This window comes from Bradyrhizobium quebecense, from assembly GCF_013373795.3.
Taxonomy (GTDB): Bacteria; Pseudomonadota; Alphaproteobacteria; order Rhizobiales; family Xanthobacteraceae; genus Bradyrhizobium; species Bradyrhizobium quebecense.
In genome coordinates this window covers 4,349,245-4,362,703 of the sequence record NZ_CP088022.1, presented here as the reverse complement: position 1 = coordinate 4,362,703, position 13,459 = coordinate 4,349,245, and the positions used below count along the sequence as shown (strand labels likewise).

Below are 13,459 nucleotides of genomic sequence, written 5' to 3'. Positions count from 1 at the left end.
ACCAGATTTAGAACGGCGAGAGCTTAGGTCCGGTGCCTGGTCCCGAGCGCGACCGCGACCGATTCCGGATGCCTGATCCGCTCGATCAGCATGTCGATGCGGTCGCCACCCCAGAACAGCTCGCCGTTGAACACCATGCTGGGTACCCCGAACACGCCGAGCGCTTCGGCCTCGTCGATGATGCGATCGTGTTCCGCGCGGGCAGGGCCGCGAACGTAGGTCTCGAACGCGTCAGCGGAACCGCCGATCGCGGCGATCACGCCGGCAATCTCCGACAGCTCATCAATCTCCAGCTCATGGTTCCAGAACCTCCGGAACACCGTGTCATGATAAGGCCGGAACAGCCCGTGGCGCTGCGCGAACAGCATTCCGGCGCTGGCTTGGAATGCGTCGTAAATCCGGCGCGGGCCCTTCATGACGAGCCCCTGCGCATTCGCGAACCGCCGCGCATCCATGTAGGAATAGCGCACCTTGCGCCAGAAATGCGGAGTGCGTTCCTCGACTGTGCCCATGAATTCGGGAATGCGAAGCGTGTAGGGCAGCCATTCCAGCTCCACGCCCAAGGTCTCCTCGAGCTCGAACAGCCGCTTGTTGGCGACATAAGCGTACGGAGACTTGTAGTCGGTGTAGATGCGTACAAGCGGTTTTTCCATCAGCGTTCCTCACCCAGTCGGGACAATTGTTCCCGATCCCGCGCGGTGACGCAATGCGGTGCGACGAGGGAGAGATGGCGCGCAAACGAATGGGCCCCGGTGCATTCAAGCATCGCGGGGCCCTGCTACTTCGTTTTAGCGAAGGATCTCTGGTGTAGACCAGTGGTGTTTCGGGACCTAAAAGCGCTTGGCCTTTGCGCTCTCGTCCTGCGGATATGTTCAGATTGTCGGCGGCGCACGCGGCTAGCAGCTGCTGTTCGCCTCAACGTGCACCGAGACCTTGCCGCTGAGCAAGGTCGCTGGCTTTCGCCGGTGGCGTCATGCTCCTCTCCAAGGGTGGGCCGACGGACCTCTGTCCGCTTCTCTGCCTGGCGGCCGATTCCAAAATCGTCCGTCAATTCCTGCGACGCGGGGAGCAGGCGCTCCCACACCCCAGCAGGTGCAGTTAACAAAATGTTGCGGCAGATATGGCCTGCTGTCAAGTTAACGAGCGGGGTATTTCAGGTCAGGTTTCCTGTCGCGACTTGGTCGTTCGATACCGGGTGAAGTCCGGATCGTGCGTCATTTTCCAATAGTCGACGAACCGCCACGGCATCGCCGAGAATACCCGGCCGCTTCTGTTGCGGTAGTAGGTCGTCATGCCCGGATGCGTCCAGATCAGCTGCTCATGCTCGGCATCGACGTTGCGGATGTATTCGTCATGCGCGTCGGGATGCACGTCGATCGCGGCGATATCGTTCTCGATCATCTCGACGAGGCAGGCGGAGATGTAGCGGCTCTGGCATTCCGACTGGAAGATCACGCTGCCGCCATGCGCGGGCCCCGAGTTGGGGCCGAGCATCAGGAATAGATTGGGGAAGTCAGGCACCGTGAGGCCGAGATAGGCGGTCGGATTGTCGTCGCGCCACGCCTGCTTGAGGTTCTTGCCGTCGCGGCCGGTGATGTTGAGACGCGCCGCCATCTCCGACACCTTGAAGCCGGTCGAGATCACGATGACGTCGTGCGGCCGGGATTTGCCGTCGGCCGTGACGATTCCGTCTGCAGCGAAATGGTCGATCGTGTCGGTGACCAGCTCGACATTCGGCCTGGTGAGCGTCTTGAACCAGTTGTTGTCGAGCAGGATGCGCTTGCCGTAAGGCGGATAGGTCGGCATGCACTTCTCGATCAAATCAGGGCGGTCCTTCAGCTCGGAGAGGATGAAGTCGGCCAGCTCCTGGCGATGCCGGTCGTTGCCCTTGTTGACGGCGCGGTCCGGATGCGGCCACGCCGGATCCTTGCGGAGGAACGGCAACAATCCGTCGCCGTAACGCCAGAACATGTTGAAGCGGTACCACTGCACATAAAACTGAAGATGGGCGAGCAGCCACTGCGCACCTTCGGTGATCGGGTCGGAATAGCCCTTCACCGGCCGTGCCCACTGCGCGGTGCGCTGGTAGACGGTGACCGAGGCGACGCGGTCAGCGATCGACGGCACCAGTTGCATCGCGGTCGCGCCGGTACCGATTACGGCGACATGCTTGCCGTCGAGTTTGATATCGTCGGACCACAGCGCCGAATGAATTTTGAGGCCAGTGAATTTCTCGTCTCCCTTGAAAGAGGCAGGCGAGGGATCATTGAGCTGGCCGATCGCGCTGACCAGCGCAGTGGATTCGAACGTCTCTTCACCGCTCGCCGTCTTCAACGTCGAGATCCAGCGGCGCTTGCCTTCGTCCCAGCGCGAAGCGACGAGCTCGGTCGAGAGGCGGACGTGCTGGCGGATGCCGTATTCGCGCACGACCTTGAGCAGGTAGTCGAGCAGTTCCTGGCGCTGCGCGAAATAGCGGGTCCACGGATTGCGGGCGCCGAACGAGAAGGAATAGGAGTGGTTCGGCGTATCGACGCCGCAGCCGGGGTAGCGGTTGACGTACCAGGTGCCGCCGATCTCGTCCTGTTTCTCGACGATGGTATAGGGAATGTCGAGCCGCCCGAGCGCAACGCCAAGCGCGATCGCGCAGACACCGGCGCCGACGATCAGCACATGCTGCTGCGCCAGTCGTTCGTCGGAAGGGCGATCGCGCCAACGGGCCTCGCGGGGAACGAATCCCATCTCCTCCCGCATCAGCGGGGCATATTCCGGCGCGACATTTTCGCCAAGCGTCGCACGCATCATCCGCAGCATCAGCTCGTTGCCGGGATCGGTGATGACGGGCTTCGGCGTTCCGTTCGCGAACAGGTTCAGCACCGCGGCACGAATCTCGTCCTGGATCTCCTTCGGCACGCCGGCGTCCGGATCGGGGATCAGGCGGACGTCGCGCTTCGGCTTGTACGGCGGCTCCAGCCACTTATCGTCGCCGGTCATGTGCACCAGCACCATCAGCAGCACGCGGATGTCGCCCTCGGCGATGGCGGAGGACAGATCGAGGTGTTTGCGCGAAAGCTCGATATTCATGCGTTGTCCTCAGCTCGCCGGTGCGTCGGGCAGACCGCCATAGGCGGCCCAGGTGGTGCCGACGATGTAGCCGGCGTCGACCGGCAGGTTGATGCCGGTCACGCCGCTGCTCTGCAGTGAGAGCAGCCAGGCGATCGCCTGCGCCACTTCGATCGGCTCGACCAGCCGGTTCATCGCGGTCGGGCGGGCCAGCAGCTCCTTGCTCAGGGCGCCCGACGCGATACCGGCTTCGAGCGCCACCGTGCGGGTGAAGCCGGGCGACACCGCGTTGACGCGCACGCCGGAACGTCCCCATTCGGCGGCAAGCGTCTGCGTGATCTGGATGACGCCGGCCTTCGCCGCGGTATAGGCGTGGATCGGACCCGACGTCATGCCGGCCACCGAGGCGACGTTGACGATCGCGCCATGCCGCCGCCTGGCCATTCCGATGCCGACGCTGCGCGCGACCAGGAAGGTGCCGCGCAGGTCGATATTGACCTCGCGGTCCCATTGCTCCATCCGCACCCGCTCGATCGTGTGCATCTTGCCGAACACGCCGGCCGCGTTGACGAGGCCGGTGATCGGGCCGTACGCTTTCTCGATATCGGCAATGCCGGCGACGACGGCGCTTTCGCTCGCAACGTCGAACGGCGCCGGCCAGAGGATGGCGGCTGTTCCGACCAGCGGCTCAGGCGCGATGTCGACGATGACGACGCGATGCCCCTGATCGGCGAGCAGCGTCGCGGTCGCCGCGCCAATGCCGCGGCTGCCGCCGGTGATGAGGATGATGCCGTCGGCGCTCATGACTTTCTTCCCTTGTCGCTCGTGGTGAACAGGCCGCGCGTGACCAGCTTCTGGTAGGCCGTGATGACGTAGTCGGGCACGGCGGTGACGCCTTGCTCGGAGTAGGAATAGCGGCGGCTGAGATAGCCGCGCGCACCCATCAAGACCTGGACGATGGCCTCGAACTCCTCGTCGCTGAAGGTGTTGGTGGCGCCCGCGGCCCGCGCGCGCTGGAGGATCCGGACATAGGCGCTCGAAATATTGTCGAAGTGCTTCTGGTAGCCGGTCGGCGCGAAGAACTCGGCCTCGTTGAGGATGCGGAGAAACTCCGGGACCTCGCGGATGAAATCGAAGAAGGCGCTGAAGCGCTCGACCTCCTGCCGGGCCTCGTTTGCGGTGCCGGTGCGCGCATGGATGAAGCGGACCATGTCGAGGCCGATCTTCGGCAGCAGCTGGTCGAGCAGCTCCTGGCGGTTCTCGAAATGATTGTAGAAGGTGCCCTGCGCGACGCCGGCGGCTTCGGTGATGCGCGCAACCGAGGCTTCGGCATAGCCGTATTTGCCGACGACCTTGGTCGCAGCATCGAAGATCTTCTGCTTGGTCCAGGCGTTGCGCTCGACCCGGTTGAGTTTTGTCACTTTGGCGGATGTCGTTTGCGTCATGCGGTGGCCTCGAGTTCAGCGCGGAGCACACGTTTGAGCACCTTGCCGGATGGATTGCGCGGCAGGCTGTCGCGGATGATCAACTGCCGCGGCACCTTGAAGCCAGCGAGCCGCGCACGGCAGTAGTCAGTGAGATCAGCCAGGTCGAGCCTCGCGTCGTGGGCCAGCACCACGATGGCGACCGGCTTCTCGCCCCAGCGGTCGTCCGGCAGGCCGATCACCGCGACCTCGCGTACCCCGGGAATTTCGTAGATGACGCGCTCGACCTCGGAGGAAGCGATGTTCTCGCCGCCGGAGATGATCATGTCCTTCTTGCGCTCGGTCAGATAGAGGAAGCCGTCGTTGTCGAGATAGCCGACGTCACCGGTGCGGAACCAGTCGCCGAAGAAGGCGGATGCGGTCTTCTCGGGATCCTTCCAGTAGCCCTGCGTGACCTTCGGGCCGCGCAGGCAGATCTCGCCGTTCTGGCCGGCGGGCAGGCGCTTGCCGGCATCGTCGCGGATCTCGATCTCGACATGGGCGATGGCGCGGCCGGTCGAGCCGATCTTCTCGATCTCGCGGCCGGCGTCCATGAAGGTATCGCCGCCGCAGCTTTCGGTGAGGCCGTAGGCGTCGATGTAGCGCGCGTTCTTGAAATAGTCAGAGAAGGCGCGGATGCGGACCTCCGGCGTCTTCTCGCCGCCGCCGATCGCCCATTGCAGGCTGGAGACGTCGTAGCGCTCGCGGTTCGGGCAGGTGAGGAGCGCCGTGGTCATGACCGGTGCAAACCACGCCGCGTTGAGCTTCTCGCGCTCGATGGCGGCCAGCGCCGGTTCAGGCTCGAAGGTGCGGTGAATGCACAGCATGCCGCCGTGCCAAAGCACCGCGATGCCGGGCAGGTCGAGCGCGCCGACATGATAGAGCGGGCCAACGACGAGCAGCCGCGTGTCGGCGTTCAGCCCGAGCACCACGGTCTGGTCGGCGGATTTCCAATAGATGTTCTCGTAGGTGAGCATCACCCCCTTGGGGCGATCCGTCGTGCCCGAGGTGTACATCAACCTCATCAGGTCGCGCGGCTGGCGCACATGGATCGGTGACGGCGCAATGTCGGGAGCAAGGTTGGTGACGCTGGACTGCGCGACTTCACCCAGCAGCACGACCGGCGCGCCACCGGTTGCGATCGCGGCAAATTCCTCGTCGGCTACGAGCAGGCGCGCGGCGGAATTGCCGACGATGTAGCCGACCTCATCGGCCGACAGACGATAGTTGATCGGCAGGAATACCGCGCCTATGTGGCTGGTGGCGAACACCAGCTCGAGAAACGCCGTGCTGTTCTTCATCAGGACGGCGACGACGTCGCCCGGCGCGATCCCGCGTGCGGCGAGCCAGCTGCCAACCTGCCGGATCCGCAGATCAAAATCTGCGTAGGAGACATCTTCGCCGCGATATTTCAGCGCACAGCGGTCCGGTGTCCGCCTGGCATGAAATGCGATGAAGCTGGAAAGATTGATCATTTGCCGTCCGTCGGGCCCATTCCGGCGCCGTTTTCTCCCTCGATGAATTATGAGTCGTAATTCATCTTTGGCTTGACGTCACCCCCCTTGCTCTGAAAACATTGCTGCCATGGAGACGAAACGATCTCCGACAGGGATTTGGGAACGCGAACCCGACAGGGAGGGGAATATGACGAGGACCCGGAAACCGGGCGTCAGCCGGCGCTCGACGCTTGCGCTGATGGGCGCCGGTGCGGTGAGCTTTGCTGCGCCATGGGTGGCGCGCGCACAGGCCAAGACCATCAAGATCGGCATGCCGACCATTCTGTCAGGCCGCGTCGCGCAACTCGGCACGTCCTCGCGCAACGCGGTGATGCTGGAAGTCGAGAAGGTCAATGCCGCCGGCGGCCTCGCCGGGCGGCAGATCGAGATGGTGATCCGCGACTCCAAGGGACAGCCGCAGGAAGCCGCGCGGATCGCGCGCGAGCTCGTCAACACCGACGGCTGCGAGATGCTGCTCGATGGCGAGGCATCGTCTGGATCGTTCGCGGTTCACGAGGTGGCGCGCGATCTCGGCGTGCTCTGCATCCACACCTGCTCGGAAGCGTCGTCGCTGACCGCCGATCCCAAGCAGCATATTCCGAACGCCTTCCGCTGCGTGCGGCAGGGCATTCATGACTCGATCGTCGGCGCCGGCTACGCGGCCGGGATCGCCAAGGCCAAGGGCCTGAAGAAATGGGCGACCTGTTCGCCCGACTACGCCTATGGCCGCGACACCACCGGCGAGTTCGTGCTGTATCTGAAGAAGTTCGCGCCCGATGTCGAGATCATCAGCGAGTCCTGGCCAAAACTGTTCCAGCCCGATTACACCGAGGTGGTGACCAAGATCCTGCAGGCCAAGCCACAGGCGCTCTACTCCTGCCTCTGGGGCGGCGATCTCACCTCCTACATCGATCAGGCCAACATCTACGCGATGTTCACGCAGATGGAGGTGTTTGCGGTCAACATGGCCGACTACACCGCGCTCACGGTGGTGAAGAACCTGCCCAAGGGTATCCACTCCGGCGACCGTTACATCAAGACATTCCCGCCGACGCCGGAGAATGCAGCCTGGGGCGATGCCTACAAGGCGAAGTACAACGAGTACCCGACCAACTGGTCCTGGCAGAACGCGACGGCGGTCATGTTCCTCAACGAGGCCGTCAAGAAGGCGAACTCGACCGACGGCAAGAAGGTCGCGGAGGCCCTCACCGGGCTCACCATCAAATGCCCGTTCGGTGCCGACGGCACCGTGACCATGCGCGCCGACGACCACACGCTGGTCGGCTACGCGATCGGTTGGGGCACCACGATCCCGCAGGAGCCCTACGTGCCTGACGTGAAGGCCGGGGACTGGAAGACCATCTTCGAACTCGAAGCCGAGTGGAAGAAGAGCAAGGGCTACACCTGATCCGCATGCGGGGGCGGAGGCCGCGTGCTGTCTCCGCCTTGCATCTGATGTTTGTCGCGCGCCGGCGTTGCGGCCCGCCGTAATGGATGATTCTCGTGGACCTCGACGCGCTCGCCAGTTGCCTCACCAGTCCTGCATGCCTGGTGACGCAGACCACCAGCGGCCTGATTATCGGCATGCTGCTGTTTCTTGTCGCCGTCGGGCTGACCCTGATCTTCGGCGTGCTCAAGGTGGTCAATTTCAGCCACGGCGCCTTCTATATGTTCGGCGCCTATTTCGCGATGACGGCCTACCAGCTCACCGGCAGCTTTGCGCTGGCGATCCTGAGCGGAGCCGTCGGCACCGCGCTCCTCGGTCTGATCTTCGAACGCGCCTTCATGAGCCGCGTCTACGGCCGCGACGTGCTGATGCAGCTTTTGGTCTGCTATGCCTTCGTGCTGATCTTCGACGATGTCGTTCGCATGATCTGGGGGCCCGAATTCAGGTCGATGGGTATGCCGGCAGCGTTCCAGGTGCCGCCATTGTTCATCGCCGGCGGCGTGGTGCCGCCATATTATCTGCTGCTGATCGGGGTGGCGCTCGTCGCCGCGGTGGTTCTCGGGTTAGGGCTGGCGCGTTCCAGGATCGGCAAGGTGATCCGCGCCGCCGCGCACAATCCCGGGATGGTATCGGCGCTCGGTATCAACACGGGGCTGATCTATGGCGGCGTGTTCGCGCTCGGCGGCATGCTGGCGGGACTGGCGGGAGCGCTGGCCGCGCCGGTGCGCTCGCTGACGCCGGGCATGGGTTTCTCGGTGCTGATCGAGTCCTTCATCGTCACCGTGATCGGCGGCATGGGCTCGATCCTGGGGGCGCTGATCGGCGCGCTCCTGATCGGCCTGATCCGCTCGTTCGGATCGCTCGGCTTCCCGCTGTTCACCGAGGGGCTGATGTATCTCTTCATGGTGATCGTGCTGGTGTCGCGTCCGACCGGCCTGTTCGGCAAGGAGGTGGCATGACCGAGTTGCAGGCCGGGCAGGGCGCGCAGCCGCTCAAGGTGCCCCGGATCGACGCCAGGCCGCAACGCTATCGCGATCTCCTGGTCGCAGTCGCGGCGTTTGCCGTGCTCGCGCTGCTCCCGATGGTCTTCGGCAGCAAGCAGCTGCTCGACTTCGTGATCCGCTGCGCGGCCTACGGTCTATTCGCGACGTCGCTCAACCTTCTGGTCGGCTACACCGGTCTGATCTCGTTCGGGCACGGCATGTTCTTCGGCCTCGGGGCATATGGCTTCGGCCTCATGATGCAGAAGACCGGCGTGCCGATCCCGGTGGCCTTCGTCGCCACGCTGGCGATGACCTTCGTCGTCGCCGCCGTCATCGGCGCGATCTGCGTGCGGCTGAAGGAGATCTATTTCGCCTTCGTCACGCTGGCGTTCCAGATGCTGATCCACTCGACGATCCTGTCGTGGCAATCGCTAACCGGTGGCGACCAGGGCCTGCGCGGCGGCATTCCGCGGCCGTCGTTTCTCGGCATCGACCTTTCGAACCATCTGCATCTCTACATCACGAGCTGCGCGCTGCTGGTGATCGGGCTGTTCCTGATGCGCCAGATCGCGCAGTCGCCGTTCGGCTACACGCTGCGCATGATCCGCGACAATGCCACGCGGGCGAGCTTCATCGGGATCGATGTCTGGCGCGCGAAGCTGACAATCTTCGTGCTGGCGGCGCTGTTCGCGGCGACCGGCGGCATCATCATGGCGCTGTTCGTCTCCGGCGCCTATCCCGAATTCGCCTACTGGACGATCTCGGGCGAGGGCATCTTCATCAACATGCTCGGCGGCGTGACCACCTTCCTCGGGCCGATGGTCGGAACGGTGCTGCTGCTGATCCTCAACGACACCGTCACGCGCCTGACCGAGTATCACGGCATCGTGCTCGGTATCGTGATCCTGTTCTTTGCCATCGGCCTGCGAAAAGGGCTGATGGACTTTGTCGTCGAATGGTTCGCGCAACGTCGCGGCCAGGGGCGCGGTTAGCCATGCTGGAGATTCGCGCCCTCTCGAAATCCTTTGGCGGCGTCAAGGCGACCGACAACGTCTCGTTGGACTTCGCCGACGGTTCGCTCACCGCCGTGATCGGCCCCAATGGTGCCGGCAAGAGCACGTTCTTCAACCTGATCACGGGCGCGCTGCGGCCGGACGCCGGGCAGATCCTGCTCAATGGCGTCGACATGGCGGGCAAGACGCCGCCCGAGATCGTGCGCCATGGCATCGGTCGTGCCTTCCAGGTCGCGAGCATCTTCCCCTCGCTGACGGTCGAGGAGACGATGCTGGCAGCGGTCTGTGCCGATCAGCGCCGCGCCGGCGTGATGCATCGCCGCTTTCCATTGGCCGAGACGCGCGACCGCGCCGAGCACGCGATGGAGCTGCTCGGCCTTGCCGGCAAGCGCAACAGGACCGCGGCGACGCTGTCGCATGGCGACCAGAAGCTGCTCGATATCGCGCTCGCACTGGTGCTTGACCCCAAGGTGCTGCTGCTCGATGAGCCGACCGCGGGCATGGGCACCGAGGAGCGGTGGCGCATGATCGACAAGGTGCGCGAGCTCTGGGAGAAGCAGAAGATCACCGTCGTGTTCATCGAGCACGACATGGACATCGTGTTCAAGATCGCACCTGAGATCGTCGTGCTGTGTTACGGCCGGATCCTGGCGACCGGGACGCCTGATGCGATCCGAAGGAATGAAGCCGTCATCGAGGCCTATCTCGGCAGCGACGACCATGCGGGAGCAGTGGCATGAGCGCCCAGCCGGTGGTGCAGGTCGAGGATCTCGACGTCTATTATGGCACCAGCCAGATCCTGTTCGGCGTCGGCCTCTCGGTGCGGCAGGGCGAGACCATGGCGCTGCTGGGCCGCAACGGCGCCGGCAAGTCGACCACCATGAAGGCGATCATGGGGCTGGCGCCCGCACGCCGCGGCAAGGTGACCTTGCGCGGCCAGCTGGTGTCCGGGATGAGGCCGCATCACATCGCGCGGGCCGGGCTCGGCTTCGTGCCGGAGGACCGGCAGATCTTTCCCGCGCATAGCGTCGAGGACAACCTCGTCATCGGCCAGAAGAAGGGACCGGACGGCGAGGACGAGTGGTCGATCCGCCGCGTCTACGACGTGTTCCCGCTGCTGGAGCCGCTGCGGCACCGGATCGCCGGACGGCTGTCGGGTGGCGAGCAGCAGATGCTGGCGATTGCCCGCACGCTGATGGGCAATCCGGTGCTGCTGCTGCTGGACGAGCCGAGCGAGGGGCTGGCGCCGATCATCGTGCAGCGCATCGGCGAGCTGCTGCGGCAGCTCCGCGGCACCGGTGCCACGGTATTGATCGCCGAGCAGAACATGCATTTTTGCCTTGGCCTTGCGAGCCACGCGACGGTTATCGACAAGGGACAGATCGTCTACACATCCTCCATCGAAGAGCTGAAGGCCAACGACAACATCCGGCAGCGCTATCTGGCGCTGTAGGGCATGATCCGGAAAAGTGCGCAGCGGTTTTCCGAGAAGATCGTGCCCAAGAGAATAAGGCTCTTCGACAGCTGTGGGAGGACAAATGGCGGGCGAACGCAAGCTGACGCCGACGCACGAGGCGCCGTATCGCGGGCTGAAAGTACTGGATTTCGGGCAAGGGATCGCCTCGCCCTATTGCGCGATGCTGCTCGGGGTCTACGGCGCCGACGTCATCAAGGTCGAACCGCCCGAAGGCGACTGGTCGCGCTATCTGGGCACGACCTACGGCAATCACACGACGCTGTCGGCCGTCTATAACCGCGGCAAGCGCAGCCTGTGCCTCGACATGAAGCACAAGGACGGGATCGCGATCGCGCAGCTTCTGGCGCGCGAGGCCGACGTGCTCATCGAAGGGTTTCGTCCCGGTGTCGCGGAGCGGCTCGGGCTCGGCTATGAGAGCCTGTCGCGCGACAATCCGGGCCTGGTCTACCTGTCGGTCAGCGGATTCGGGCAGAACGGGCCGTATTCGAAGCGACCCGGCTCGGACTCGGTCGCGCAGGCGTTCTCCGGGCTGGTCTCGGTCAATATTGGTACCGATGGTGTGCCGCATCGGGTCGGCACCACGATCTCCGACGTCGTCACCGGCGTCTACGCATTCCAGGCCATTGCCACGACCCTGTTCGCGCGTGCGAGGGTCGGCACCGGACGCTGGATCGACGTCAATCTCTGCCAGTCGACGTCGGCGCTGCTCGGCCACAAGGTCGCGGAGTTCATCCTCGAGGGCGGCGCGCCGCGTGCGCTCAACGTGCCGGCCGGCACCTACCAGACGCAGGACGGCTGGATGATGGTGACGCTGGTGAACGAGCCGCAATACAGGCGGCTGTGTGGTGCGATCGGCCGCGAGGATCTCGCCGCCGATCCGCGCTTCGCCGACTTCGCCCGGCGTGCGGATGCGGCCGACACGCTGATCCCGCAGCTGCGCGAGGTCTTCTTGACCCAGCAGACCGATGCCTGGCTGGCGCGGTTGCACGCCGCCGATATCATAGCGGAGCGGATCCTCGATCCCGGCGAATGGCTGCGCAACGCCCATGTCGAGGCGACCAGGGCGTCGGTGTGCCAGGATACGCCCGGGGTCGGCCCCGTCTACACGCCGCGCACACCGGGGATCGCGAGCCTGTCCGAGGATCATCTTTGTCCCGCGCCTGATGTCGGGCAAGATAGCCGCGCTGTGCTGGCAGAGGCTGGTTTCGGTACCGCCGAGATCGATGGCTTGCTGCTGTCGGGCGCGGTGCGGCAGGCCAAGGCGATGACAGGAGGCAAGACATCATGAGCACAGACCTCGTTCGCTACTCGGTTCGCGATCAGATTGCGGAGATCGTGCTGGATCGCGCGCCGGTCAACGCGCTCAGCATCCCCTTGATCGACGCGCTGCTGGCGGCGCTGGCAAAAGCGCGCGATGATGACGCGGTGCGCGCCGTCGTCATCAGCAGCGCCCACAAGGTATTCTGCGCCGGCCTCGACCTCGACATCGTCAGGGGCAAGCCCGCGATCGAGACCAAGACATTCCTCGAGCGGCTGTATTTCGCGCTGAATGATACGCAGTACCGCATGGGCAAGCCAACGATCGCGGCGATCGATGGTGCGGTCCGGGCTGGCGGCATGACGATCGCGATTTCCTGCGACATGATCGTTGCGGGCGACGGCTCGACCTTCGGCTATCCAGAGATCGATGTCGGCCTGATCCCGGCGATCCACTTCGTGCGGCTGCCGCGGCTGGTCGGCAAGCACCAAGCGTTCGGCCCGCTATTCCTCGGCGAGCCCTTCGACGCGGCGACCGCCTTCCGCATGGGATTGCTCAGCGAGGTGGTGCCGAAGGGCACCGCGCTGGCTCGGGCCCATGAGATCGCACGCAAGCTTGCGTCGAAATCGCCCATCGTGATGAAGATCGGCCGCGATGCCTTCACGCGCGCGGTCGATGCCGATTTCCGCCGCTCGGTCGAGAACACGGCGGAAAGCTTTGTGGTGGTCGCATCGACGGAGGACTGCCAGGAAGGGCTGAATGCGTTCGTTGAGAAGCGAACGCCCAACTACAAGGGACGGTAAATGGCTGGATTGTATTTCGAAGAGTTCGAGGTCGGGCAGGAATTCCATCACGAATTCAGCCGGACCGTGACGGAGATGGACAACACGATGTTCAGCCTCCTGACCATGAATCCGCAGCCACTGCACCTCGATGCGCATTTCGCCGAGAAGACCGAGTTCGGCCAGCGGCTGTTCAACAGCCTCTATACGCTCGGTATCATGATCGGCATGAGCGTGTACGACACGACCTTGGGAACCACGGTCGGCAACCTCGGCATGACCGACGTCAAGTTTCCAAAGCCGGTGTTTCATGGCGACACGCTGAAGGCGCATACCAGGATCATCGGCAAGCGCGCCAGCAAGTCGCGGCCGACCCAAGGCATTGTCGAATTCGAGCACACCATGACCAACCAGCGCGGCGAGGTTGTGGCAAGCTGCCGCCGCACCGGCCTGATGCACTGCAAGCCGAAGGCATAGACG

13 protein-coding genes are annotated in these 13,459 nt (G+C 64.2%); 8 read left to right on the top strand and 5 right to left on the bottom strand.

The annotated features are described in order from the left end of the window. Positions 1-23 precede the first annotated feature (23 nt). The 5 genes from HU230_RS21190 to HU230_RS21170 form a co-directional block, all read right to left on the bottom strand. Complete coding sequence (locus HU230_RS21190; protein WP_176530003.1) at positions 24-653, bottom strand: 2-hydroxychromene-2-carboxylate isomerase; 630 nt, start codon at positions 651-653, stop codon at positions 24-26. A gap of 505 nt (positions 654-1,158) precedes the next feature. Continuing rightward, complete coding sequence (locus tag HU230_RS21185; protein ID WP_176530004.1) at positions 1,159-3,081, bottom strand: flavin-containing monooxygenase; 1,923 nt, start codon at positions 3,079-3,081, stop codon at positions 1,159-1,161. 9 nt (positions 3,082-3,090) lie between these two features. After that, on the bottom strand, positions 3,091-3,864 hold the full coding sequence (locus HU230_RS21180) for an SDR family NAD(P)-dependent oxidoreductase (protein ID WP_176530005.1): 774 nt from the start codon (positions 3,862-3,864) through the stop codon (positions 3,091-3,093). Continuing rightward, complete coding sequence (locus HU230_RS21175; protein ID WP_176530006.1) at positions 3,861-4,505, bottom strand: TetR/AcrR family transcriptional regulator; 645 nt, start codon at positions 4,503-4,505, stop codon at positions 3,861-3,863. Before HU230_RS21175 ends, HU230_RS21180 begins: the two co-directional genes overlap by 4 nt. After that, a complete protein-coding gene (locus tag HU230_RS21170; protein ID WP_176530007.1) occupies positions 4,502-5,998 on the bottom strand; it encodes an AMP-binding protein in 1,497 nt (498 codons plus the stop codon). Before HU230_RS21170 ends, HU230_RS21175 begins: the two co-directional genes overlap by 4 nt. A 169-nt stretch (positions 5,999-6,167) precedes the next feature. Here HU230_RS21170 and HU230_RS21165 point away from each other — a divergent pair, with 169 nt between their 5' ends. From HU230_RS21165 to HU230_RS21130, 8 genes are all read left to right on the top strand, one after another. Beyond that, positions 6,168-7,427 (top strand): ABC transporter substrate-binding protein, encoded by a 1,260-nt coding sequence (locus HU230_RS21165; RefSeq protein ID WP_176530008.1) that lies wholly within the window; start codon positions 6,168-6,170, stop codon positions 7,425-7,427. A gap of 95 nt (positions 7,428-7,522) precedes the next feature. Beyond that, entirely contained in the window at positions 7,523-8,425 is a 903-nt protein-coding gene (locus tag HU230_RS21160; protein WP_092125855.1) for a branched-chain amino acid ABC transporter permease, read from the top strand. Then, entirely contained in the window at positions 8,422-9,441 is a 1,020-nt protein-coding gene (locus HU230_RS21155; protein WP_176530009.1) for a branched-chain amino acid ABC transporter permease, read from the top strand. The genes HU230_RS21160 and HU230_RS21155 overlap by 4 nt, the downstream gene beginning before the upstream one ends. Before the next feature lie 2 nt (positions 9,442-9,443). Further along, the gene (locus tag HU230_RS21150; protein WP_176530010.1) at positions 9,444-10,202 is read left to right on the top strand and encodes an ABC transporter ATP-binding protein; all 759 of its coding nucleotides are present in this window, start codon (positions 9,444-9,446) and stop codon (positions 10,200-10,202) included. Beyond that, on the top strand, positions 10,199-10,915 hold the full coding sequence (locus HU230_RS21145; protein ID WP_176530011.1) for an ABC transporter ATP-binding protein: 717 nt from the start codon (positions 10,199-10,201) through the stop codon (positions 10,913-10,915). The genes HU230_RS21150 and HU230_RS21145 overlap by 4 nt, the downstream gene beginning before the upstream one ends. An 85-nt stretch (positions 10,916-11,000) precedes the next feature. Further along, positions 11,001-12,227, top strand: coding sequence for a CaiB/BaiF CoA transferase family protein (locus tag HU230_RS21140; protein ID WP_176530012.1), 1,227 nt, complete (start codon positions 11,001-11,003; stop codon positions 12,225-12,227). Then, positions 12,224-13,000, top strand: a complete 777-nt coding sequence (locus HU230_RS21135; RefSeq protein WP_176530013.1) for an enoyl-CoA hydratase/isomerase family protein — start codon at positions 12,224-12,226, stop codon at positions 12,998-13,000. Before HU230_RS21140 ends, HU230_RS21135 begins: the two co-directional genes overlap by 4 nt. Continuing rightward, on the top strand, positions 13,001-13,456 hold the full coding sequence (locus HU230_RS21130; RefSeq protein WP_176530014.1) for a MaoC family dehydratase: 456 nt from the start codon (positions 13,001-13,003) through the stop codon (positions 13,454-13,456). The last annotated feature ends 3 nt before the right edge of the window (positions 13,457-13,459 follow it).